The organism is Exiguobacterium sp. R-39 (assembly GCF_049942815.1).
Taxonomy (GTDB): domain Bacteria; phylum Bacillota; class Bacilli; order Exiguobacteriales; family Exiguobacteriaceae; genus Exiguobacterium_A.
Map to the genome: position 1 here is coordinate 193,839 of NZ_CP187965.1, position 21,730 is coordinate 215,568.

Sequence of the window (21,730 nt, forward strand, 5' to 3'; positions counted from 1 at the left end):
CTCTACTATCTTAGTTTCAAGGCAAAGATCCTGTCAATTTTATCGTACCGATACAAAAAGGACCAAATCTCAAGAAGCGAGATCTGGTCCTGGCATCAGGTGCTTTTTTTGAAGAAAAGTTTACGATGTTTTCTTGAACAGCCAGTTGACATTTGGTGACAATAACGGTCGAAACAGTCGAACAACCGGACGACTCGATAAAATCCAAACGAAGAACAGGGCGAGCAAGAAGGATGAACCGATCAGGAGCACCGGCGACTCGGCAATCCATGGTGGAACCGAATCCCGAAACAGCCGGACGATGAACGAGTGTAACAGATAGATCACCAACGTCTGAATCCCGATTTGATCAAACCGACCACCGAAGGAACGGTGTGGAATCATCATTAATACAGAAAAAATCATTACGGTACTGACCGCGTACAAAAAGAGCTGAATTAATGCGCCTTTGAGTACCGGGACATCAAATTCACCGTACGTGTCCCGGTAGAACAACCAGACCGTATCGAATCCGTTTTTTGTCCAAATGGCCATAGCGATGGCGATGGAAACAGAAACGAGTAATCCGGTCAAACGACCGATGGGGGACGTCATCCGGTCACGAATCCGTCCGTCCGCGAGCCATCCCCGTTCTTTGACGAGATATCCCATCAAGAAGAACGGATAAAAACTGATGACCTTTTGTAAGGACAGGAAGTTCGTGATCGAACCCGGATTAGCATTAATCAGCAGAGCAAACGCAATGCTGATCAACAACGGATAACGTAAGGTCAGGAATCCCGGTGTCACGATTTGCCAAATAATGATTCCGAGCAGGTACCAGAGTGTCCAGCTCGGAACGAGCGGATGCAGGAGACCATCCACTAATCCATCGACTGTCTTTTCATTAACATAAGCGAGATAGACTTCATGAATCGATTGCCAGATGAAATAAAGGACGACAAACGAAAAGATTCGTTTTGGTCTGACTTCCTTGAAAAAATATCCGCTCATGAAGATGAAGGCCGGCATGTGCAGTAAATAAATGATGTTGTAGACGATTTGGACCGGATCGTTTCCATCAAGATTACGGAACGTTTCAATCAGGTGTCCGAACACGACCATGAAAATCAGTAGCACTTTGTAGTTCCCGAGCCAATGATCATAGGAAAAGGTCATTGGTTTTGGTGTTGGATTCATTTGTTTTCTCCAAGGATGATTTGATCGACGAAACGCTGGCTCGACTTTCCGTCCTGATGCTCGAAGAAGTATTCCGCGAAGGCTTTGACGTTTTGCATCTCGAAATCTTCGTTCTTAATCCGTTCAATCAACTCTTCCGAGGTACGGACGATTGGTCCCGGAACGAATTCTTCAAAGTCATAATAGAAGTCACGTTTTGAGATGTAATCTTCCAAATCATAGGCGAAGAATAACATCGGGCGGTCGAGCAGTGAAAATTCAAAACACGTCGATGAATAATCGGTAATCAAAATATCAGAGACGAACAGTAATTCGTTGATTTCCCGATGATCCGTCAAGTCGAGGAAGAAGTCAGCATAGACTTCCGGAATCTCCATCCGGCGGCGGACAAATGGATGCATCTTCAAAACGAAGACATAGTCTTCATGGAAAGCTTCATACAAAGCATCCAAATCGAGTTGACTGAAATCATAATGGGCACTTTTCGCGCCGTTCCCACGGAAAGTCGGTGCGAACATGATGACTTTTTTTGTTTTAAAGACAGGATATTCTTCGTAAATCCGTTCTTTTGCATCGGCGATGTAGGTTTGGTCAAAGAACATATCTGTCCGGGGAATTCCGGTTGCGATGACCTGATCCTCCCGTAATCCGAATCCTTCCGCATAGTGACGGGCGACGTTATGCGAACTGACGATGGCTTTCGTGTAGTTCCGGTGGCTGAGCGAGTTGGCACTTGGACCACCCGGCTTGCCAAGACGGCTGTATCCGAATGTCTTGAAGGCTCCGACTGCGTGCCAGACTTGAACAAGGTCGCTTCCTTTCCGGATGCTGAGCGGATAAATCATCGGATAAAAATCATCAACTAAAATCGTTTTGGCCGTCGCGAGATGATACGGCAATGTAAATTTGTCACGCCAATCGCGACGGGACTGCAAATTAGGTTTGAAGAACGTTTTAACGTCAAGGTTCAAATCCCGGCGTTCGATTTCGTTTAAGATATAGGCAAAATTCCCGCTGACATCACTTCGGGAATCCGAAGCAAATACCACTTTGTTGTCTTGGATCGGTTGCGTCCATTTCGTGACATTGTAAATACTCTTGAATGTAAAGCGACGGAATTTAAACGCGCGTTTCCGCCAATTCTTCTTCGCTTTGTTGAATTTTTCAATCAAGCGGATAAAACGTTTCGTCTCTCCTTGCTTAAGGGAATGAAAACCTAGGGTATTGCTGTATTCTGAATACTGGACGACCAGTTCATATTCGAGTTTGAGCAAGACATTACTATGTTTTGTTTCAACACGGTAAATGATCGGAATCAAGGAACGTGTATCACCGAATGGAGCTTCATGTAAAATTGATTTTCCTTGGACGATTCCGAAGAACGCATCGAAATAACCCATCGGCAACGGGCGCCCGGTCGGGGTCAGGTGATTGAGATCAAGCTCTCCGCTGAATGTTTCTTCTGTCCAGTCACCTTCAAACGGGAAACGAAGAATGAATGTCCGTTTATTTCGTTTGTTACGGAAAATGATAGCCCGTTCTAAAGGGATCGGTTCCGCCGGCGCCTCGGACTGGATGTATTCATCTTCCGGTTGTGTTTCTTCTGTGACTTCAGGGACAGCAGGATTCTCAAAAAGCAGCTGTTCGGCCTGAAGGAAATCAGTTAATCCGAAAAGACGAGCCTCGAAGCGGAATTTTGTTCCCGCCAGTTCTAGATAGTTAACGTGTGCCTGTAATATCGGCATCTGTGTTTCTTCTGTCAAAACAATCTCTCCTCGCTTAAATGATTACAATGCATTTACACAACAATGACAGATTTTTAAAATCATCACGAACATAGTATAGTGATATTAGAAATCACCCATCATTATATCGTGATGAAGCAAAAAAAATAGAACTTTATCTATTTTTTTTGCTTTAGGTGGATAGAATCGTCGAAAGAAGACATATTGTGAGACATACCCACATCGCTGGTAAGTGGAAACAACAAAAAACTTTTTTTACAAGGGAGGGAAGCGAAGTGACCCATGGCAGCGCCATTGTCTATTGGGTGGGTCCTTTGCGATACAAGATGATTTATGCAGCAATCTTAGCTGGCGGAAAAGGAACAAGAATGGGGAATGTCGATCGTCCTAAACAATTCCTGTCAATCGGAGAACGTCCGATCCTCGTGCATACCGTGGAAAAATTTCTGTTACACGAAGATTTTGATCAAATCATCATTGTGACTCCAACGGCGTGGATCAACTATACACGCGATATCTTGGAGAAATACATTGGGACCGATGAGCGGATCGTCATCACGGCAGGCGGAAGTGACCGCAACGAGTCCATCATGGCAGCTATCAACTGGATTGAAAATAAAAACGGTTTGTCAGACGAGGATGTCATCGTCACACATGATGCAGTCCGTCCGTTCTTGACACACCGGATCATTAAAGAAAACATTTCGACAGCACTCGAATACGGAGCGTGTGACACCGTCATCTCAGCCATTGATACGATTGTCGCTTCGACGGACGGAAAAACGATTTCCGATATTCCGGTCCGTGATCAAATGTATCAGGGACAAACGCCGCAAAGTTTCCAAATTACGAAACTGAAAAATCATTACGAAGCATTATCAACCGATGAGCGGGCAATTTTGACAGACGCATGTAAGATTCTCTTGCTTAAAGGTGAAGCGGTCGCTCTCGTCACAGGTGAATTGTTCAACATTAAAGTAACGACACCGTACGATCTCCGCATCGCCAATGCTATTCTGAAGGAGCGGATTCACCAATGATTAACCAAGTCTATCAACTCGTGGCACCACGCCAAATCGAGGTGACGTATGACGAACGGTCACTCAATTCAGACCGGGTCGTCGTTCGTCCGACTTTCCTATCGATTTGTCACGCGGATCAACGTTACTTCACGGGTAGCCGCAGTGCTGAAGTGTTAGCGAAAAAGTTACCGATGGCGATGATTCATGAAGGCATCGGTAAAGTAGTGCATGATCCGTCAGGCACGTTTAAGATCGGTACGTTGGTCGCGATGGTTCCGAACACACCGTCGGAAACGGATGACATTATCGGAGAAAACTACTTGCGGACAAGCCGTTTCCGCTCGAGCGGTTATGACGGCTACATGCAGGATTATGTCTTCATCAAACCGGATCGTCTCGTCGAAGTGCCGGCTGATCTCGATCCGGAAGTCGCGGCTTTCACGGAGCTTGTCAGTGTCTCCGTTCATGCCATGACACGCTTCGATCAGATTGCTCACAGCCGCCGTGAAACATTTGGCGTCTGGGGAGATGGAAATCTCGGATTCATCACAGCCTTGATGTTACGTAAATTGTATCCGGAAGCAAAATTGCTCGTTTTCGGAAAAACACAATCGAAGTTGGATTATTTCTCGTTTGCGGATGAAACGTATCATATCGATCAAATTCCGGATGATGTCTCGTTTAATCACGGATTCGAATGTGTGGGTGGAATCGGCAGTCAATATGCGATCAATCAGATGATTGATTACATTATTCCTGAAGGAACGATGGCATTGCTTGGCGTTTCGGAAGAACCGGTCGCCGTCAACACGCGGATGATTCTTGAAAAGGGATTACGTGTCTATGGATCAAGTCGGAGTACACCGGCTGATTTCGCACGGACGATGGAATTGTATCAGCAGTATCCAGATATTCCAGCTTATTTGTCCAACCTGGTTTCCGGTGTATTCCAGATTCGACAAATCGAAGATATCCATCAAGCATTTGAAAGTGATTTGACGAACCGTTTCGGTAAAACCGTCATGGAATGGTGCATGTAAGAATGAAAGTGGAAAGAGAAGGGATCTTATGAAACAGAAACTGCGTTTGATTCAGCGACGAACGGTCCATTATTTGCTTGTGGTGACGTATTGGATCTCGAAGTTCTTTCCGGTACAGACAAAAAAAGTCGTCTTCGCGACGTATCGTTCGGATAAGCTCGTCGATAACTTCCGCGCTGTTTATGATGAACTTGAAAGTCGTGAACTCGGATTTCAGTATGTGTTTTTATTGAAACGTTTCCCGCAAAATGTAGTGGGACAAATCAAGTACGTCTTCCACATGATGCGTGCGACATACGAACTGGCGACGGCCCGCTACTTCATTATTGATGACTATTATTATCCCGTCTATGTCTCGACGTTACGTAAAGGAACAGAAGTCATCCAGCTGTGGCACGCCTGTGGGGCATTCAAGAAATTTGGTTACAGTGTCCTCGATAAGTCCTATTCGCCGGATGACGATTATTTGAAAATGGTGGATATACACCGGAACTATTCGAAAGTCTATGTTTCGGGAGAGGCTTGCATCGCACCGTTTGCTGAAGCTTTTGGTATGGATTCAACCCGAATTCATCCGTTTGGCGTTCCCCGGACGGATCAGTTGTTAAACCGGGAGCGGCAAGTGCAGATTGAGCATAAACTGTATGATCAGTATCCCGAATGGCGGTCGAAAAAGCTGATTTTACTGGCGCCGACGTTCCGTGGAAATGGACAAACAACTGCGCATTACGATCAGGAACTCGATTTCCAGCAATTTCGTGAACAACTGGGACCGGATCATATTCTATTGTTACGGATGCATCCGTTTGTCTTGAACCGACCGGTCGTGCCGACAGAGTTTTCGAATCAAATCATCGATATGACGGATTATCCGGACATCAATGACTTGATGCAGGTGGCGGATATTTTAGTGACCGATTATTCTTCCGTTATTTTTGAATTTGCTTTACTGAAAAAACCAATCATCTTCCTCGTGAACGATTTGAATTCGTATAAGGAAGAACGTGATTTTTACTTTTCGTACGAATCATTTGTACCGGGACCGATTGTCTCGTCATTCAATGACGTCATTTCCTGGATCAAGGCGAATCAGTTTGAACCCGAACAGATTGAAAAGTTCGCGGGCCGGTTCTTCACATATCAAGATGGACAGGCGACGAAACGAATCGTCAATCATATTTTGACGGGAGCGCTCCCGGATGCATCGATGCGTCCGGAAGAACTGAAGACCGTTTGATTTATTGAATCGAAACAGATGAAACAGAACAGAGGTGGTGGATACTAAATCCGCCACCTTTATTTGTCGTTCAGAATCAGACATCAAAAAAAGCGTCCATCTTTCACGATTCCGTTTGGGGAGGGAATGAAAAGATGAACGCTTTAACTATTATGATGGGGCTTGATTGGCGCGAGCAGGGGTAGCTCGCAGAATGCGCACCGATTTAGAAGTGCGTTAACTTGTCACGTGCAGCCGTTCGTTTTTTCAGTGGTGGAATCAAGGCAGGCCAGCCGAATTGAATGACTCCTGCGACACGTTCGCTTTCTGAAGCACCGATCATTTCAGCATATTCCTCCGTGAACCAATGTTTTCCGCTTTTCCAACAACAGCCTAAACCCAGTTCAGTCGCGAGGAGTTGAACGTTTTGAATCATGGCGGCGGTCGCGAGCAAATCTTCCATCTGCTGATCTTCTGTTCCTTTTACTTCATACAAAACAGTCAAGTAAACGGGGACCTCAGCAAATTTTTGACGCATCATCTGACGCTGTTCATCTGTTTTTTGATCCAATTGCCCCCGCTGGGCAAGCAAACGCATCAATTGATCGACATACCGGACTTGGCTTTCTTCATTCGCAAGGACAAATCGCCAAGGTTCACGCAATTTATGAGTCGGGGCGTAGATGGCAGCCTCGAGAATTTCTTCAATCATTTCATTTGGAATCGGTTGATCGGTATAAGCACGGACGGACCGTCGTTCTAAAATCAGTTGTCGAGCGTTCATATTGATCATCTCCTGACGTAAGTACTCTTAGAATATAATTGATAACGATTATCATTGTCAACGGTTAATTAAAAAAACGCTGGTTTGAATCAGCGTTTTTCAGATGAAGAAGCTATTTTTTTCTTGAGTTGGCGAATCCGGAATAAAGCAAACAAGTAATGTGCAAAATAGAGTGTGAAGCCGAAGAAAACGGCCATCATCACGTTAATCTGTACGCCGGGTACGACTGTCAAATTCACGTACAGGAGCACACCCATCGAGCATGTATAAAGGGCGGCTTCCAGTAATTGCGGCATCATCCGGTTTTTTTTCAGGAAGAACGAACGGATAATCGGCAGGATGACGAAGCTGACGAGCCGATCGAGCAGACCGATGACAAGTATGCTGATGATGATGGACAAAGGTCCGGCGAAGTATAATAAGTTCGGAAATAAGACGTAAGAAACAAGCAATAACGGTCCAATTAACAGGAAGATGGACACGGACGCCCGGAAAAAGATAAATAGACTATTGATACTGATTAAAAAGGCACGTGTGACCTTTTGAGACCAGGATGAAGGGCGTCCGACTTGCCAGGCAAAACAGCAGGCAAAGATGAACGCATAAAATTGCAGAAAGGCAACCATACAGCATCTCCTTTTAGATATGAAACTCAATGACCCTAGTGTAGCGATTTTAGGAAAGAAGTGCAAAGGCAAACAACTAAAAACCCGTTGACGATGTGCCGTCAACGGGTCCTGGAAAAGTCTTAATCGAGATTCGGTTCTTTTTTTCCATGCATGAAAAGCGACAAAATCAGGGCAACAGCAGATAAGACGGTAGCCACCCAAAAGGCATCCGTGATTCCACTGATTGTGGCTTGTTTCGTCAACTGCGTCATCCAGCTGACAGATGCTGCTTGCGGACTACCGAGCTGTTGTCCAAGCTCATTCAAATGCTGTGAAAGAGTTGGATCAAGTGTCGTAAACTGATTGGCATCATCTGCGAGATGAGCCGTTGTTTGCCGCGTCATGACTGTGACGAGAATCGCTGTCCCGATTGACCCGGCAACCTGGCGCAACGTATTTTGTGTTGCATTCCCATGTGGAATCATCTTCATCGGCAAGGCGTTCATACCGGCGGTCATGATCGGCATCATGATGAAAGCCATTCCGAACGACCGAAGCATATAAATGCCCATGATCGAATTGTAAGAGGTATTCATATCGAGTTGTGTCAATTCCCACGTTCCGTAGGTCATTAACGTCAATCCGAAAATAGCGAGCGGTCGGATGCCGAACCGGTCAAATAGTCGACCGGCAATCGGACCCGTGATTCCCATGATCAATGATCCGGGTAATAACAGGAGACCGGAATCAACCGGTGAGAAACCGCGAATACTTTGCAAGTAAATCGGAAGCAGAAGCATCCCGCCGAACAACGCCATCGTGACGATGATATTGATGAATAGCGTGAACGAAAACTCCGGTACTTTCAACACACGGATATTCAACATCGGATCATCCATTGAAAGTTCGCGAAGGGCGAACGCTGCGATTCCTAAGATACCGATCAGAATCGTGCTGATGACAAGCGGGCTGTCCCACCCGTCATTACCGGCTTCACTGAAGCCGTACAATAGACTTCCAAAACCAATCGTGCTGAAGACAACACCAAGTGCATCGAATTTCGGTTTGGATAAAGGCTGAACGAGTTTAAACCAAGCGACACCCAGTAAGAGTGTCAGAAGACCGAAAAAGGCCATTCCGTAAAACATGACATGCCAATCGTAATTCTGAATGACATAGCCGGTAATCGTCGGACCGATTGCGGGAGCAAGAATCATCGCGATTCCGAGCATGCCCATCGCTGCTCCACGTTTATGCGGCGGAAACAACGTCATGAAGACGTTTGAGCCGAGTGGCATCAAAATACCGGCACCGGCTGCTTGTACGACTCGTCCGATCATCATGACCGGAAAGTTCATCGCCATCGAACAAATGATGGAGCCGAAGAAGAACAATGTCATCGAAACGAGGAACAGTTGACGAAACGTATAACTTCGCATCAAAAAGGCACTGATTGGAATCAAGATACCATTGACGAGCATGAATCCGGTCGTCAACCATTGTGCCGTCGAGGTCGAGACGTTAAAATCATTGATTAAGACAGGTAAAGCGACATTGATCAACGTTTGATTCAAAATCGCGATGAACATCCCGATCAAGAGAACCGTCAAGACTTTTGGAATACTGATATCTGCGGTCGCTAACGGCGTCCGCTCTTGCACTTGCGGTGCAGGCGTTACAGGAACGTTATCGAGATGGTCGGGCACGTCGTCAAGAGGAACATCACCGGCCACGGCTGGACGTGCACGCCGGACAATCAGGTTGACACCGATGATCGTGACAACCATAAAGGCAATGTATCCAAAGAGGAAGGTCGTAGACATAGACGTCCCTCCTTAATCCTTATGAATGCGGACGGTCACATTCATACCAGGTCGAATGTCGAGTGATTTTTCTTGTGAAAGCGAAACTTTTACAGGAATGACTTGCGCAACTTTTGTATAGTTGGCCGTTCCGTTTGAAGACGGCATCATCGAAAATGTTCCAGCCGTCGTCATACCGATTTGTTCGACTTCACCGGATAACGTCGTGTCTGGATAGCTGTCCACGTAAACATCGACGGTTTGTCCGACTTTAACTTCATCGATCTCTGTTTCTTCGACGTTTGCTGTTACCCAAAGCTCATTTAAGTTAAAACCATAAGCAAGTGGTGTTCCTGCACCAACGACGCCGTTTTCTGTCGCCATCGACTGAACGACCGTTGCTTTAGTTGGCATAGAGACAGCCGTGCTGACCGGTTTTTGACCAGCTTGTGCCATCATGACGTGACCTAACGTTGTGTCACTGTCGAGCGTTTGACCTGTTTTTGCTGTCCAGTCCGTCAGTTTACCGGCACCGGGACTTGCGATTGTAATCATTTTTCCGTCGATCTTGGCATTGTCTGTTTTCACATAACTTGTCGCCTGATCGTAGTAGTAATAGCCGATCGCGCCTCCACCGATTAAAACAACCAGTGTCAAAATGTTAATCAATAATACTTTTTTCATGTTCATGATATGAAATGCATCCTTTCTTTCGTGTACTCTGAGTTCCCCAGTCGTAACATAAAAACTACTCCTCTGGGGGAGGAGTAGTTAATATAGTTAATTATATGGAGAAGGAATCAACATACAACCGACAATTTCCGACAAAGTGTTGGAAAAGTCGATGAGAACGGATACAATATCAAAAAAAGGTGGTTCCAGTAGATGAATCCAGGGCAAGATCCACGACCAAAGCGGTCACGTGACCGTATTACAAAAGAATTGTTTCGTTTGCTTGACCATCATCCTTTTTCAACGATCACAGTCAAGATGTTGACGGATGGGGCGGCTGTCAATCGATCGACGTTCTATGCACACTTTACAGATAAATATGATTTGATGAATCAGATTGTAGACGATCATATGCGGCTTCTTGTGGAAGCGATCCGGATTCAAGGAATCACATCACCGGACTATCCATCGCTCGAACGGGTCAGCCGCTATTTCGAACGGCTTTTCATCCATATTGAGCAACATGAACAATTTTACCGGACGATGTTGTTGAATGGTCCGGTAAAAACGTTCATTTCGCGCTTTTTGGATACGTTAAAAGAAAACTATCAACGTGTGTTTGAAGCACATGCCGTCAATGAAACCCAATTGGTTGATCGTGATTTATTATTGAACTACGTGATCGGTGGACAGCTCGGACTATTGATTTCCTGGTTACGAAACGGTCGTCCTTATTCAGGGGCCTATATGGCGGACCAGCTCAGCCGGATGATTGTTTTCGGAACAGTCAAAAGTATCGGTTTTCCGGAACAATCGGCTGGAACAGTAGAAAAGAATACCTAAAAAAGACTGCCCTTTCACCGAGTGACGGGAAAGGGCAGTGATCAGGCTTGTTCGAGTTCCAGTTTTTTGGTGTAATTCGTACTCCGATTCCGTCCGCTGTCTTTCGAATGATACAATGCCTTATCCGCCTGCTGTAAAGCCTCAAGAGACGTATGCGAGCTGCTGGAATGTGCAATACCCAGCGAAATCGTAATCTGTAAGTCAGGGACCGCCGTCGTCGGGAACAGATTTCGTGCGACCGTCGTCCGGGCAAGCTCAGCAATGTTTTTCGCATCGACGAGTGATGTATTCGGGAGAATGATTAAAAATTCTTCGCCCCCGTAACGCCCGACTAAATCATCCGGCCGTGCCAGTGATGCTAATGTCGTACCGAGTTGCCGTAAAACATCGTCTCCGGCATCATGACCGTACGTATCGTTGACGTGCTTAAAGAAATCAATATCAATCAAGACAAGCGAATACCCGTCTTCTGCTGAACCGACAAGGGACAAGGAATCATCCAGCCGGCGCCGGTTAGCGAGGCCCGTCAAGGCATCCGTCATGGCGAGCTTTTGTTGATACTGGATGTTTTCAAAGTGGCGTCGCAACTCTGTCAACAGGTGATAGGTCACAAAACCGGCAATCAGGTTAAAAAATATGTAAGCCAGTGATATTTCGATGAAGGTCGTCCAACTGCTCGTCAATAGATAGATAGCCGGCAACGAATAGAGAATACCGATCCCGATCATCAGTTCGAAGTTCCAGAAGGTCATCCGGATGTAGCGCCGGACGATGGCAATCGTCAGGATGAACAGTGCGATGACGATTGTTGACAGGATGGCAGCATCGATTTGTTCGACAGGCGTCAGGGCAAAACGTGTTGCGATAATCATGGTGCCGGTGACGAGTGCACTAGGTAAGCCGCCGAACATCATGGCAATGACGATGGGGACAATTCGTAAATCAATCCGGGCGACATCGATCTGGATGCTGTTGAACATCAAGAGTACAGAAATCAATCCGGCGATGAAGCCTAACACGAGTCGGATGTTCAGATTCGTGTTCGGTGTAATCCGCGGGTGATTTCGAAAAGGTAGAAACAAAAGAGTGATCGTTGTAAACAGTAGACAAAAATTGATGATGAAATTATTCATGATGGACAACAAATCCTCCCAGCTCCTCGTAAACGCATTTCCAATAAGATAGTTCTAGTATACCCATTTTAATAACGGCAAGAAATGGAAAAATGTTTAGGGAAACATGGCAAGTCGAAAAAAAAGACAAAGTACACAGTCAAGTGAACTTTGTCAGCGAAAAAAATAAATATTTTTTTAAAACAATTTTTAGGAAGAAACAGCCTCTTCATCCATCGTTAAAAGGATCTTATCGAAGACCTGGACCATCGCATGAAGCTCTTCTTCGGTGAGTGTACCAAAACGGTCTTGGAGATATTTCCGGCGGACGATTTCAAGTTCGTGGAAAGCGGCTTCACCTTCGGCCGTCAATGCTAAAACAATCGATCTTCTGTCGTCCGTCGAACGCGTCCGCGTGACGAATCCGGCTTTATACAGACGATCAGTCAAAGCCGTTACCTGACTTGTCGCAAGCTCAAACTGTTCTGCGAGTAGAGTCGGACGTTGGGGACCATTTTCGGACAGGCTGCGCAAAATGAAAAATTCACTCCGCGTCGCGGTTCCTTCAAACAGTCGGTTGAGTTCGCGGCGTAATGTCCGGAGAATGACCCGCATTTGTTCCTCTAATCGATAGGTCAGTTGATCACGTTCTTGTGGCATTCAAGCAACATCCTTTCTCTCGGTTAACTTCTATAATTTAGTGTACTAAAAATTACGGAATTTTACCACGGATAGCGGGAATTTCAAAAAAAGAATTGACAATTTGAAGACGTTTTGTGTAAAATGACGAAGTAATAACGAAATTATAACTAACTTAATTAGTTCTCACTCAACCAGTGGGATGGAGGTTGCAGTTCTTATAAGTACAGTCACAGATGTCGTCAAGCGGCAGATGAGGTGACTGAAAAGGAAGAATTGCCGAAATCAATCATCGCTTTGAAGATGATCGATTGGGATTAGATCGAACAGGTCTAATACTGTCACAGGTCAGATCTGACTTGTGGGGAGCTATCTTTCACGACGGTAGAATGGGGCGCATCCTTTTTACTATGTTGCGTTCTCATCTTCCTTCTGGAAGGTGAGGGCGCTTTTTGTTTTTTTTCGATTCAAAAAGTGTCCTCTCAAAAATTTAAAAAAGAGAGAAGCGAATAAGATGAATACTTTACAACCCCAAAGAAAACTCGATTCAACTGAAGAAGGATTAAAACGCGGTCTGCAAGCCCGTCACATGTCGATGATTGCGATTGGCGGAGCCATCGGAACCGGTTTATTCATTGCCTCCGGTGCGTCCGTTGCAGCTGCCGGTCCGGGCGGTGCCCTGTTATCGTATGCGATCGTCGGATTGATGGTGTACTTTTTAATGACGAGCCTTGGTGAGATGGCCGCTTACATGCCGGTCGCCGGTTCCTTCTCGACCTACGGTGCGAAGTTCGTTGATCCATCGTTTGGTTTTGCACTCGGTTGGAACTACTGGTACAACTGGGCAGTCACGATTGCCGTTGAACTCGTTGCGGCCCAAATCGTCATGACATACTGGTTCCCGGATGTTCCAGGTTTTTATTTCAGTGCCATCTTCTTGTTACTGATGATTGGTTTAAATTACTTCTCCGTTAAAGGATTCGGTGAAGCCGAATACTGGTTCGCGATGATCAAGGTCGTCACAGTCATCATCTTCTTGATTGTCGGAGTCGCGATGATTTTTGGTGTCTTCACATCAGAAGCGCCGGTCGGCTTTAAAAACTTTGCATTAGGTGATGCACCGTTCGTCGGAGGCATTCCAGCCGTTATCGGTATCATCTTGGTCGCCGGTTTCAGCTTCCAGGGAACCGAACTTGTCGGAATCGCGGCAGGCGAATCCGAAGATCCGGAAAAAAACGTCCCGAAAGCTGTTAAACAAGTCTTTTGGCGGATTCTTCTCTTTTATGTATTTGCGATTTTTGTCATCGGCATGTTGATTCCGTATACAAGTCCGAACCTGGTTTCAAACGATATTACCGATGTAGCAGTCAGTCCGTTCACACTTGTTTTTGAAAAAGCCGGTCTCGCGTTCTCGGCAGCATTGATGAACGCCGTCATCCTGACGTCTGTTTTATCAGCCGGGAACTCCGGGATGTACGCATCGACACGGATGCTGTACACATTGGCACGCCAAGGTGACGCGCCGAAAATGTTCGCACAAGTCTCGAAAAACGGTGTTCCCCGTAATGCCTTGCTCGCAACTGGGGCAATCGGCGCACTTTGCTTCCTGACATCGATGTTTGGCGGACAGGTCTACCTCTGGTTGTTGAATGCTTCCGGGATGACCGGTTTCATCGCATGGCTCGGTATCGCGATCAGCCATTACCGTTTCCGTAAAGGATTCCTTGCGCAAGGTCATTCACTCAGTGACTTGCCGTACGTTGCACCTGCTTTCCCGTTTGGACCGCTCTTTGCCTTCGGACTTTGTTTCCTTGTCATCGTCGGTCAAAACTATGCCGCATTCCTCGCGGATCAAATTGATTGGGTTGGAATCGCCGCGACATATGTCGGTATTCCGTTATTCCTTGCTTTCTGGTTAGGTCATAAATTTAAAAACCGGACATCGGTCGTTCCTTATTCAGAAATGGAATTCCCGAAACATCCGCGTTCGTAAGGTAAAAGTCGATTCCGTTTCAAACGGAGTCGGCTTTTTTTGATGGATGTTGAAAAAGAAATAATCTAGAAAAGCATATCAAACAGTAAAAAATCGTATAAGATAAAAGAAAAATGGAGGCGACCTCAGTGAACTATTGGTATCACTTTAAACGGGCATTCATCCCGATTGCGATTTTGCTTGTGACGTTAGCCATCTATCAGATGCTGTACCGTATGAATAACATATGGTATTCACTCGGTGGATTGATTTTAGTATTTGCGGCGATTTATTTTGTCATGCGCCGTCTAAAAGCGAATCCTGAAGAGTGACTGAGCAAGATAGTAGGGTAGTGGCGCGGAACGCGTTAAAATAGACCTATACAGAGGAGGGGAAGCTAGATGGCAAAAGCAATATTCGCAGGTGGCTGTTTTTGGTGCATGGTCAAGCCATTTCATAAATATGATGGCGTCGAACAAGTCATTTCCGGTTATACAGGTGGTCATACAGAAAACCCGACTTATAAAGAGGTCTGTTCTGAAACGACAGGACATTTAGAAGCGGTGGAAGTGACGTATGATCCGTCTGTCATTTCATACGATGAGTTACTTGAAATTTTTTGGCGGCAAATCGATCCGACGGACGGCGGCGGACAGTTCAATGACCGTGGTCAATCGTACGAACCGGCAATTTTTTATGTCGATGAAGAACAAAAGCAAGCCGCAGAACGTTCGAAAGCGGCGCTGGACGCCTCTGGACGTTTTTCACGTCCTGTAGCAGTCGACATCCGTCCGGCAAACCCGTTTTGGCCGGCAGAAGAATACCATCAGGATTATTACAAAAAAAATCCGTTCCGTTATCAGATGTACAGTGTCGGATCGGGACGTGCCAAGTTCGTGAAGGAAGCCTGGAAGGATCAGGGAAAAGAACAGGAACTGAAACAACGTCTGACGCCGATTCAGTATAAAGTTACGCAGGAAAACGGGACGGAACCGGCTTTCCGTAATGAATATTGGGATGAGGAACGACCGGGACTTTATGTTGATATCGTCGACGGGACACCGCTCTTTACGTCAAAAGATAAGTTTAACTCGAACTGCGGATGGCCGAGCTTCGCCAAACCGATTTCCGAGGACAAGATGGAAGTGGAACTCGATACGACACACGGCATGACACGGACAGAAGTCCGTTCCGCGAATGCAGACAGTCATCTTGGTCACATCTTTGATGACGGTCCGACCGAGCTTGGTGGTCTCCGCTACTGCATCAATTCGGCAGCACTCCGGTTTATTCCGGTAGAAGAGCTTGATTCGGCAGGATATGGGGAATATAAAAAACACTTCGAATGAAGTCAACAGGCAGGCAGCAAAGCGGATTCGTTTTGCTGTCTTTTTTCTAGAAAAAGGAGGGTTTTGTATGTTTACACAAGTCTATGAAGAAATTCGACAGCTGACCATCGCGAAAGTACTGGATTTTTACGATCATGAAGTCCGTGGACTGGATGAAGCAGCACGGCAAACGAAGTATCAAAAGATGAGTACCAGCCCGTTTCTCTTTTTCCGCGGCAGTTCACATTTGTTTTATTATGATGTGACACGGATTCCGCTCGGATTTGATACGCCCCCTGAGACACCGACCTGGATTCAAGGTGATCTCCATTTTGAAAACTTCGGGGTTCATGGTAATGCCAAGGGTGAAATCATTTATGACGTCAATGACTTTGACGAAGGGTATCTCGGTTCTTATCTGTACGATTTGATTCGGATGGCGGTCTCCGTCCAATTGTTTGCGGAAGAAGCGGGGTATGATGCAGAGCCGGCCATTGCAGCCTACATTCAACATTACTTAGATGACTTACGCCAATATGCCAAAGGGAAAAATCCAAGCAAGGTCTGCTTTACGATCGACAACACGAAAGGTCCGATCCGTAAACTGATTAAAAAAGCAGAGAAAAAGAAGGCGGAATTACTGGGAGAACGGACGACTGTCGTCGATGGACAACGTCAGTTCACTGATTTACCGGATATGAAGCGGCTGGATGCCTCGACTTATGCAGCAATTGAAGCCGTTTGGCCGGAATATATCGCAACGATTGATCCTGAAGATCGGCAAGAGGACGGATTCTATGACATTAAGGATATCGTCTATAAACTCGACAGCGGAACGGCTTCGATCGGTCTTGAGCGGTATTATATTTTGGTCGAAGGAAAAGGGGGAGAGCATGAAGACTTGATTCTTGAGATGAAGCAAGCCCAGTCTTCTGTGCCGTCCTTGTTTGTCCCGGTGTATTTGCAGGAGGTTGAGACGGTTCACCAAGGTCGCCGGATTATCACGTCACAAAAGGCCATGCAGGCACATGAGGATCCGTATCTCGGTTATGTGACGATGCAAGAGAAAGAATATTATGTAAGGGAACGCTCTCCATACAAAAAAAAGTTGAAAGCAAAACACATTAAAAGCCAGGATGACCTCGAAAACGTCCTTTCGATTCAAGGTCAAATTACCGCCAAAATCCATGCACGGGCCGACATGGATGCAGGAATTGAGATTGATGTCTTAAACCATCATGCGGACGTCGTCATCATCGAATCGATTGGGGTATCGGATACAGAATTCACCCGTCAAATTCAACGGTGGTCGAGTGCCTATGCAGCACGGACAACGCTTGATTTCCAAGTGTTTTTAAGTTGGTTAGCTACTCGTTAAACACTATTTTCGAAGAGCTTTTTTTTAGACAAAGATTCCTTCTGAATACCAGTTCATACTGGGCTGAGAAGGGATTTTTTCATGCATTTAAAAACATGTAAGCGAAACACAATTTACAAATGGGTCTAATGACCTATATCAATTTATCTGAAAACTTCGTAAATTTTGGATTAAGTAATTGCAAAACATTTTTTGTAATTCGAACTAAACACACAACAGGGGGAGTATCATCATGAGTTTGACGCGGAAAAAAGATGTTTCCGCTATGATTGCTGCGAGTCAGCGTAACAATGGACTTGCTCGAAATCTTGGCGCAATGGATTTAACGTTTTTAGGAATTGGCGCCATCATTGGTACGGGAATTTTCGTCCTAACCGGAACAGGAGCATTGACAGCAGGACCTGGTCTTATCGTCTCATTCATTTTATCTGCCATTGCCTGTGGGTTAGCGGCACTCGCTTATGCGGAATTCGCTTCGACGATTCCGGTCAGTGGTTCCGTTTATACGTACACGTATGCAACGATGGGAGAAATCTTTGCCTGGATCATCGGTTGGAACTTAATTCTGGAATATGGACTCGCCTCGAGTGCCGTTGCGGCAGGTTGGTCAGGTTACTTCCAGTCCTTACTCGGTGGATTTGGCATTCATATCCCGACAGCACTCTCAGCAGCTCCCGGCGCGGTAGAAGGCGCAAAAACGTTCTTCAACTTACCGGCTTTCCTGATTTTACTTGCAATTACAGCCCTGTTATCGATGGGGATTAAAGAAACAAAACGTGTCAACAACATCATGGTTGTCATTAAACTGGCAGTTGTTGTCTTGTTCATCGTCGTCGGTGTCGGCTATGTTGAACCAACGAACTGGGCACCATTTACACCTTTCGGATGGGGCGGCGTCTTCTCTGGAGCAGCCATCGTCTTCTTTGCTTACATCGGTTTTGATGCCGTCACATCGGCAGCAGAAGAAGTACGTGAGCCACAAAAGAACTTACCACGTGGTATCATCGGTTCTCTTGCGGTCTGTACAGTCCTTTACGTCATCGTAGCGGCTATCATGACAGGAATCGTCCCGTACCAAAAATTTGCGGGCGTCGATCACCCGGTTTCACTCGCCATTCAAATGGCAGGACAAAACTGGGTCGCCGGTTTCATCGATTTAGGTGCCATCCTCGGGATCACAACCGTTATCCTCGTCATGACATACGGAATGGTACGTTTAGCGTTCGCCATCTCACGTGACGGAATGTTCCCGAAAGTATTCTCGGAAGTACATCCAAAATACAAAACACCGTTCAAAGCAACATGGATGATTGGTCTTGGTAGTGCGACAGTCGCAGGACTCGTTCCACTCGATGTCATCGCAAACCTCGTTAACATGGGGACACTCGCAGCATTCGTCTTAATCTCTGTTGCGGTCTTGATCCTTCGTAAAACACAACCGGATCTTCCTCGTGCATTCAAATGCCCGGGAATGCCTTATGTGCCGATCGCAGCGATCGCTTCTTGTCTCTTCTTAATGTTCAACTTGAAACTCGAAACATGGATTGCTTTCTTCATCTGGCTGGCGATTGGACTTGTCCTGTACTTCGCCTTTGCCCGGAAGAACTCGAATCTGGAACCAGGAAACATGCCGGCTACTGAAATCGCAGCTGCAGACGAAAAATAAAAAAATGCGATCCCGTGAAGGGGTCGCATTTTTTTGTTGTAAGTCAGAAGTATAGTGAATTAAGAAGGCAGAGAGGTCTTGATCCGAACCGCATCGAACTCACGTTGGATGCTGGCATTGGCTTTAGCTTCTTCTTCTGCCGACCATCCAAGTTCGCTTCGCATTAAAGCGAGAACACCGTCGGCATATTTTTCTGCATTCGGGAAATCGAAGAAGACGGCAGAGGCGCGTCGATTCAAGAAATCACCCGGTTGCATGACGAGTTCTGCTTCCATTCCGTATAACAGTCCTCCGAACCAGTGAAGGGGAAGCTGATAACGCTCCGCTTCACTGCCGCGCGAGCGAATTAATTCAAAGACACGTTCGACATCCGTTCCGTAACGTTGAATCAGCCATGTCGCTTCCTTCGGAGACAATCCGAGGGCTTCACCTTTAGGTTGCTGTTCTTTCAAGTAACGGGCAAATCCTTTACTGCCGTCAGGATGACCGCCGCCGAGTAAAATATCGTGTGTCCGGGACGCGAGATAAATCCGGTTCTCCTCCTCCTTGAACTGATCGGCGACCATATCGATGATTCGTTCTGCCATCTTCCGGTACCCCGTCAATTTTCCGCCGGCAATCGACATCAAGCCGGATTTCGAGACGAAGATTTCATCTTTACGCGACAGTTCACTCGGATCTTTGCCGTCTTCGTGAATCAACGGACGTAAGCCGGACCATGTCGATTCGACGTGGTCAGGGTGCAAATCAACGTTGAACATCTGATTTGTCGCATCCAAGATATAGTCCCGGTCTTCTTCTGTCACACCAGGTTCGAGAATGTCACCCTGATAATTCGTGTCCGTCGTGCCAACATACGTTTTTCCTTCGCGCGGAATCGCGAAAATCATCCGTCCGTCCGCCACATCAAAGTAGACGGCTTGTTGCAACGGGAAGTGAGCTTGGTCGATGACGAGATGAATGCCTTTCGTCAGATGAAGCGACTTCCCTGATTTCGAGCCGTCCTTTTCGCGTAATTCATCAACCCACGGACCGGTCGCATTGATGATTTTTTTCGCACGAATCGTATAAGTCTTGCCGGTTAAGACGTCCTGTACTTCAACACCGACGACTTTTCCGTTGTGGTAGACCAGTGACTCAGCCTTCGTATAGTTGACGGCACGTCCACCGTATCCGACCGCCGCTTTTAATACTTCGACCGTCAAGCGGGCGTCATCCGTTTTGTATTCGACATAACGTCCGCCTCCGACAAGGTGTTCCGATCGTAAAAGCGGTTCGTAGCGAAGCGTTTCTTCTTTAGATAACATCGTCCGTCGTTCATGGCGTCGGACGCCTGCCAGTTGATCGTAAACCCGCAGACCGATCGACGTCGAAAAATTGCCGAATGTCCCACCTTCGACAAGCGGTAACATCATCCACTCAGGTGTCGTGACGTGCGGTGCATTTTCATAAACAATCGCCCGTTCTTTCCCGACTTCTGCGACTAACTTGATTTCAAATTGCTTTAAATAACGTAAGCCTCCGTGAACAAGTTTCGTCGAGCGGCTTGATGTGCCTTCTGCGAAATCCTGCATCTCAATCAATCCGGTCCGCATACCCCGGCTTTGAGCATCGAGTAAAATCCCTGCACCTGTAATGCCGCCACCAATGACCAATACATCGAGCAATTCCTGTCCCATCTCTTCTAACCATGCGGTTCGTTCCGTACTTGAAAACATGCATTTTCCCCCTGTTCGTCTGAAGTGGATTATTTTATTCTACTTCTATCCATGTACCCTCTTTTACACTTTTTTGAGCACAATCAATAATTTTCATGACGAGCAGAGCTTGTTCCGTCGTGACGGCAAGAGGGGCCTCATAACGTAAGGCCTGCGCTAAATCATGATAGTAGTCGGCAAAACCAGAAGCGACGAAAGGACGTTCCTCGAGAGGCTGTTCAGGTCTTCCCCATGTGTACGTCGAGCGTTTCGTATCCACACTGTCGACGAAATAACTCGCTTTCGTCCCGTGGACGGCAAGCGAAGGACCGGGAGCCGGAACAAGTGAGCCGATATGCAAAACAGCGCGTCGTGTTCCGAAAGCCAGAATCAGGTGCGTATAGTCTTCGACCGGACCATCCGGCCGCTGAATCGTCTGATCACAAAAGACACGATCCGGTCGTTCGCCAAATAATATCAGGGCTTGATCAATTAAATGAGAGCCTAAATCATAAAGCAGACCGGCACCCGGGACGTCCTGTTCCCGCCAGCGTGCCCGGACGGTCGGACGATAGCGGTCATAGTGGGCTTCGAAGGTCTGAACGACGCCCAGTTCGTCGGCTTGCACCAGTCCGAGCAACGTTTGGAAGTCTTTTGTATAACGGCGGTTATGGTAAACTGTCAGTAATCGATTTTGCTGACGCGCAAGATCCGTCAGCTGTTCGGCTTCCGTCAAGGTGACGGTAAACGGCTTCTCGACAAGGACATGACAGCCGGCAAGTAACGCTGTCTTGGCGAGGGGATAATGTTCAGCATTCGGTGTCGCGATGACGACCAGTTCAATCGTTTCAGCAGCTAACAACGCTTCAAGCGAAGAATACACCGGCACATCCGGATAACGGGCGGCGACTGCTTCCGGACGACTGGACTGAACTGCAACAAGTTGATAATCAGGTGGTGTAAGATACGGGGCATGCAGGTGTTCGCCGGCAAGTCCAAAACCAATTAAAGCAGTACGAATCATGGA

Annotated in this window: 19 protein-coding genes and 1 riboswitch; of the genes, 9 read left to right on the forward strand and 10 right to left on the reverse strand. The window is 46.5% G+C overall.

The window, feature by feature from the left end; genetic code table 11:
- Positions 1 to 120 precede the first annotated feature (120 nt).
- Both ACP26N_RS01155 and ACP26N_RS01160 read right to left on the reverse strand, forming a co-directional pair.
- Positions 121 to 1,179, reverse strand: coding sequence for an acyltransferase family protein (locus ACP26N_RS01155; protein WP_426354488.1), 1,059 nt, complete (start codon positions 1,177 to 1,179; stop codon positions 121 to 123).
- A complete protein-coding gene (locus ACP26N_RS01160) occupies positions 1,176 to 2,942 on the reverse strand; it encodes a CDP-glycerol glycerophosphotransferase family protein (RefSeq protein ID WP_426354490.1) in 1,767 nt (588 codons plus the stop codon). The genes ACP26N_RS01155 and ACP26N_RS01160 overlap by 4 nt, the downstream gene beginning before the upstream one ends.
- A gap of 308 nt (positions 2,943 to 3,250) precedes the next feature.
- On the opposite strand from ACP26N_RS01160, the gene ACP26N_RS01165 reads away from it, so the two are divergent.
- Genes ACP26N_RS01165 through ACP26N_RS01175 form a run of 3 tightly spaced genes read left to right on the forward strand, consistent with a single transcriptional unit; the run spans position 3,251 to position 6,223 of the window.
- Positions 3,251 to 3,964 carry an IspD/TarI family cytidylyltransferase gene (locus ACP26N_RS01165; protein ID WP_026829555.1) on the forward strand — a complete coding sequence of 238 codons (714 nt, stop codon included), beginning with the start codon at positions 3,251 to 3,253 and terminating at the stop codon, positions 3,962 to 3,964.
- Positions 3,961 to 4,986, forward strand: coding sequence for a ribitol-5-phosphate dehydrogenase (locus ACP26N_RS01170; RefSeq protein ID WP_131503225.1), 1,026 nt, complete (start codon positions 3,961 to 3,963; stop codon positions 4,984 to 4,986). The genes ACP26N_RS01165 and ACP26N_RS01170 overlap by 4 nt, the downstream gene beginning before the upstream one ends.
- 28 nt (positions 4,987 to 5,014) lie before the next feature.
- A complete protein-coding gene (locus tag ACP26N_RS01175; RefSeq protein WP_426354492.1) occupies positions 5,015 to 6,223 on the forward strand; it encodes a CDP-glycerol glycerophosphotransferase family protein in 1,209 nt (402 codons plus the stop codon).
- A gap of 205 nt (positions 6,224 to 6,428) precedes the next feature.
- Here the strand turns inward: ACP26N_RS01175 and ACP26N_RS01180 are convergent, their stop codons facing one another.
- From ACP26N_RS01180 to ACP26N_RS01195, 4 genes are all read right to left on the reverse strand, one after another.
- Entirely contained in the window at positions 6,429 to 6,986 is a 558-nt protein-coding gene (locus ACP26N_RS01180; RefSeq protein WP_131503227.1) for a nitroreductase family protein, read from the reverse strand.
- A gap of 89 nt (positions 6,987 to 7,075) precedes the next feature.
- Positions 7,076 to 7,612 (reverse strand): hypothetical protein, encoded by a 537-nt coding sequence (locus ACP26N_RS01185; RefSeq protein ID WP_131503228.1) that lies wholly within the window; start codon positions 7,610 to 7,612, stop codon positions 7,076 to 7,078.
- A gap of 122 nt (positions 7,613 to 7,734) precedes the next feature.
- The gene (locus ACP26N_RS01190) at positions 7,735 to 9,417 is read right to left on the reverse strand and encodes a DHA2 family efflux MFS transporter permease subunit (RefSeq protein WP_131973424.1); all 1,683 of its coding nucleotides are present in this window, start codon (positions 9,415 to 9,417) and stop codon (positions 7,735 to 7,737) included.
- Between the two features lie 12 nt (positions 9,418 to 9,429).
- Complete coding sequence (locus ACP26N_RS01195; RefSeq protein WP_131503230.1) at positions 9,430 to 10,086, reverse strand: HlyD family secretion protein; 657 nt, start codon at positions 10,084 to 10,086, stop codon at positions 9,430 to 9,432.
- Between the two features lie 195 nt (positions 10,087 to 10,281).
- Here ACP26N_RS01195 and ACP26N_RS01200 point away from each other — a divergent pair, with 195 nt between their 5' ends.
- On the forward strand, positions 10,282 to 10,911 hold the full coding sequence (locus tag ACP26N_RS01200; protein WP_426354495.1) for a TetR/AcrR family transcriptional regulator: 630 nt from the start codon (positions 10,282 to 10,284) through the stop codon (positions 10,909 to 10,911).
- 41 nt (positions 10,912 to 10,952) lie between these two features.
- Here ACP26N_RS01200 and ACP26N_RS01205 read toward each other — a convergent pair whose 3' ends face one another.
- Positions 10,953 to 12,044 carry a GGDEF domain-containing protein gene (locus tag ACP26N_RS01205; protein ID WP_255508411.1) on the reverse strand — a complete coding sequence of 364 codons (1,092 nt, stop codon included), beginning with the start codon at positions 12,042 to 12,044 and terminating at the stop codon, positions 10,953 to 10,955.
- 189 nt (positions 12,045 to 12,233) lie between these two features.
- Positions 12,234 to 12,683, reverse strand: coding sequence for a MarR family winged helix-turn-helix transcriptional regulator (locus tag ACP26N_RS01210; protein WP_131973423.1), 450 nt, complete (start codon positions 12,681 to 12,683; stop codon positions 12,234 to 12,236).
- Between the two features lie 174 nt (positions 12,684 to 12,857).
- Positions 12,858 to 13,042, forward strand: a riboswitch (Lysine riboswitch).
- Positions 13,043 to 13,176: 134 nt separating this feature from the next.
- Here ACP26N_RS01210 and ACP26N_RS01215 point away from each other — a divergent pair.
- The 5 genes from ACP26N_RS01215 to ACP26N_RS01235 all read left to right on the forward strand — a co-directional run bounded on the left by ACP26N_RS01215 (position 13,177) and on the right by ACP26N_RS01235 (position 19,006).
- Entirely contained in the window at positions 13,177 to 14,655 is a 1,479-nt protein-coding gene (locus ACP26N_RS01215) for an amino acid permease (RefSeq protein WP_426354498.1), read from the forward strand.
- 128 nt (positions 14,656 to 14,783) lie between these two features.
- Positions 14,784 to 14,966, forward strand: a complete 183-nt coding sequence (locus ACP26N_RS01220) for a hypothetical protein (RefSeq protein WP_131503235.1) — start codon at positions 14,784 to 14,786, stop codon at positions 14,964 to 14,966.
- A 69-nt stretch (positions 14,967 to 15,035) separates the two neighbouring features.
- Entirely contained in the window at positions 15,036 to 15,983 is a 948-nt protein-coding gene (gene msrA / locus ACP26N_RS01225) for a peptide-methionine (S)-S-oxide reductase MsrA (protein WP_131503236.1), read from the forward strand.
- A gap of 67 nt (positions 15,984 to 16,050) precedes the next feature.
- Positions 16,051 to 17,340 carry a DUF2252 domain-containing protein gene (locus ACP26N_RS01230; RefSeq protein WP_131503237.1) on the forward strand — a complete coding sequence of 430 codons (1,290 nt, stop codon included), beginning with the start codon at positions 16,051 to 16,053 and terminating at the stop codon, positions 17,338 to 17,340.
- A gap of 232 nt (positions 17,341 to 17,572) precedes the next feature.
- Positions 17,573 to 19,006, forward strand: a complete 1,434-nt coding sequence (locus ACP26N_RS01235) for an amino acid permease (protein ID WP_131503238.1) — start codon at positions 17,573 to 17,575, stop codon at positions 19,004 to 19,006.
- Positions 19,007 to 19,065: 59 nt separating this feature from the next.
- Here the strand turns inward: ACP26N_RS01235 and ACP26N_RS01240 are convergent, their stop codons facing one another.
- Positions 19,066 to 20,724, reverse strand: coding sequence for a glycerol-3-phosphate dehydrogenase/oxidase (locus ACP26N_RS01240; protein ID WP_131503239.1), 1,659 nt, complete (start codon positions 20,722 to 20,724; stop codon positions 19,066 to 19,068).
- Positions 20,725 to 20,758: 34 nt separating this feature from the next.
- Positions 20,759 to 21,727: a Gfo/Idh/MocA family oxidoreductase gene (locus ACP26N_RS01245; RefSeq protein ID WP_426354500.1), complete on the reverse strand. Its 969-nt coding sequence runs from the start codon at positions 21,725 to 21,727 to the stop codon at positions 20,759 to 20,761.
- Between the last annotated feature and the right edge of the window lie 3 nt (positions 21,728 to 21,730).

Bases quoted from the DNA above. Each gene is read 5' to 3' on its own strand.
- ACP26N_RS01175 (WP_426354492.1), top strand. From the start codon at position 5,015: ATGAAACAGAAACTGCGTTTGATTCAGCGACGAACGGTCCATTATTTG.
- ACP26N_RS01195 (WP_131503230.1), bottom strand. From the start codon at position 10,086: ATGAACATGAAAAAAGTATTATTGATTAACATTTTGACACTGGTTGTT.
- ACP26N_RS01215 (WP_426354498.1), top strand. From the start codon at position 13,177: ATGAATACTTTACAACCCCAAAGAAAACTCGATTCAACTGAAGAAGGA.
- ACP26N_RS01200 (WP_426354495.1), top strand. From the start codon at position 10,282: ATGAATCCAGGGCAAGATCCACGACCAAAGCGGTCACGTGACCGTATT.
- ACP26N_RS01245 (WP_426354500.1), bottom strand. From the start codon at position 21,727: ATGATTCGTACTGCTTTAATTGGTTTTGGACTTGCCGGCGAACACCTG.
- ACP26N_RS01155 (WP_426354488.1), bottom strand. From the start codon at position 1,179: ATGAATCCAACACCAAAACCAATGACCTTTTCCTATGATCATTGGCTC.
- ACP26N_RS01205 (WP_255508411.1), bottom strand. From the start codon at position 12,044: ATGAATAATTTCATCATCAATTTTTGTCTACTGTTTACAACGATCACT.
- ACP26N_RS01185 (WP_131503228.1), bottom strand. From the start codon at position 7,612: ATGGTTGCCTTTCTGCAATTTTATGCGTTCATCTTTGCCTGCTGTTTT.
- ACP26N_RS01235 (WP_131503238.1), top strand. From the start codon at position 17,573: ATGAGTTTGACGCGGAAAAAAGATGTTTCCGCTATGATTGCTGCGAGT.
- ACP26N_RS01230 (WP_131503237.1), top strand. From the start codon at position 16,051: ATGTTTACACAAGTCTATGAAGAAATTCGACAGCTGACCATCGCGAAA.
- ACP26N_RS01240 (WP_131503239.1), bottom strand. From the start codon at position 20,724: ATGTTTTCAAGTACGGAACGAACCGCATGGTTAGAAGAGATGGGACAG.
- ACP26N_RS01210 (WP_131973423.1), bottom strand. From the start codon at position 12,683: ATGCCACAAGAACGTGATCAACTGACCTATCGATTAGAGGAACAAATG.
- ACP26N_RS01170 (WP_131503225.1), top strand. From the start codon at position 3,961: ATGATTAACCAAGTCTATCAACTCGTGGCACCACGCCAAATCGAGGTG.
- ACP26N_RS01190 (WP_131973424.1), bottom strand. From the start codon at position 9,417: ATGTCTACGACCTTCCTCTTTGGATACATTGCCTTTATGGTTGTCACG.
- ACP26N_RS01165 (WP_026829555.1), top strand. From the start codon at position 3,251: ATGATTTATGCAGCAATCTTAGCTGGCGGAAAAGGAACAAGAATGGGG.
- msrA (WP_131503236.1), top strand. From the start codon at position 15,036: ATGGCAAAAGCAATATTCGCAGGTGGCTGTTTTTGGTGCATGGTCAAG.
- ACP26N_RS01180 (WP_131503227.1), bottom strand. From the start codon at position 6,986: ATGAACGCTCGACAACTGATTTTAGAACGACGGTCCGTCCGTGCTTAT.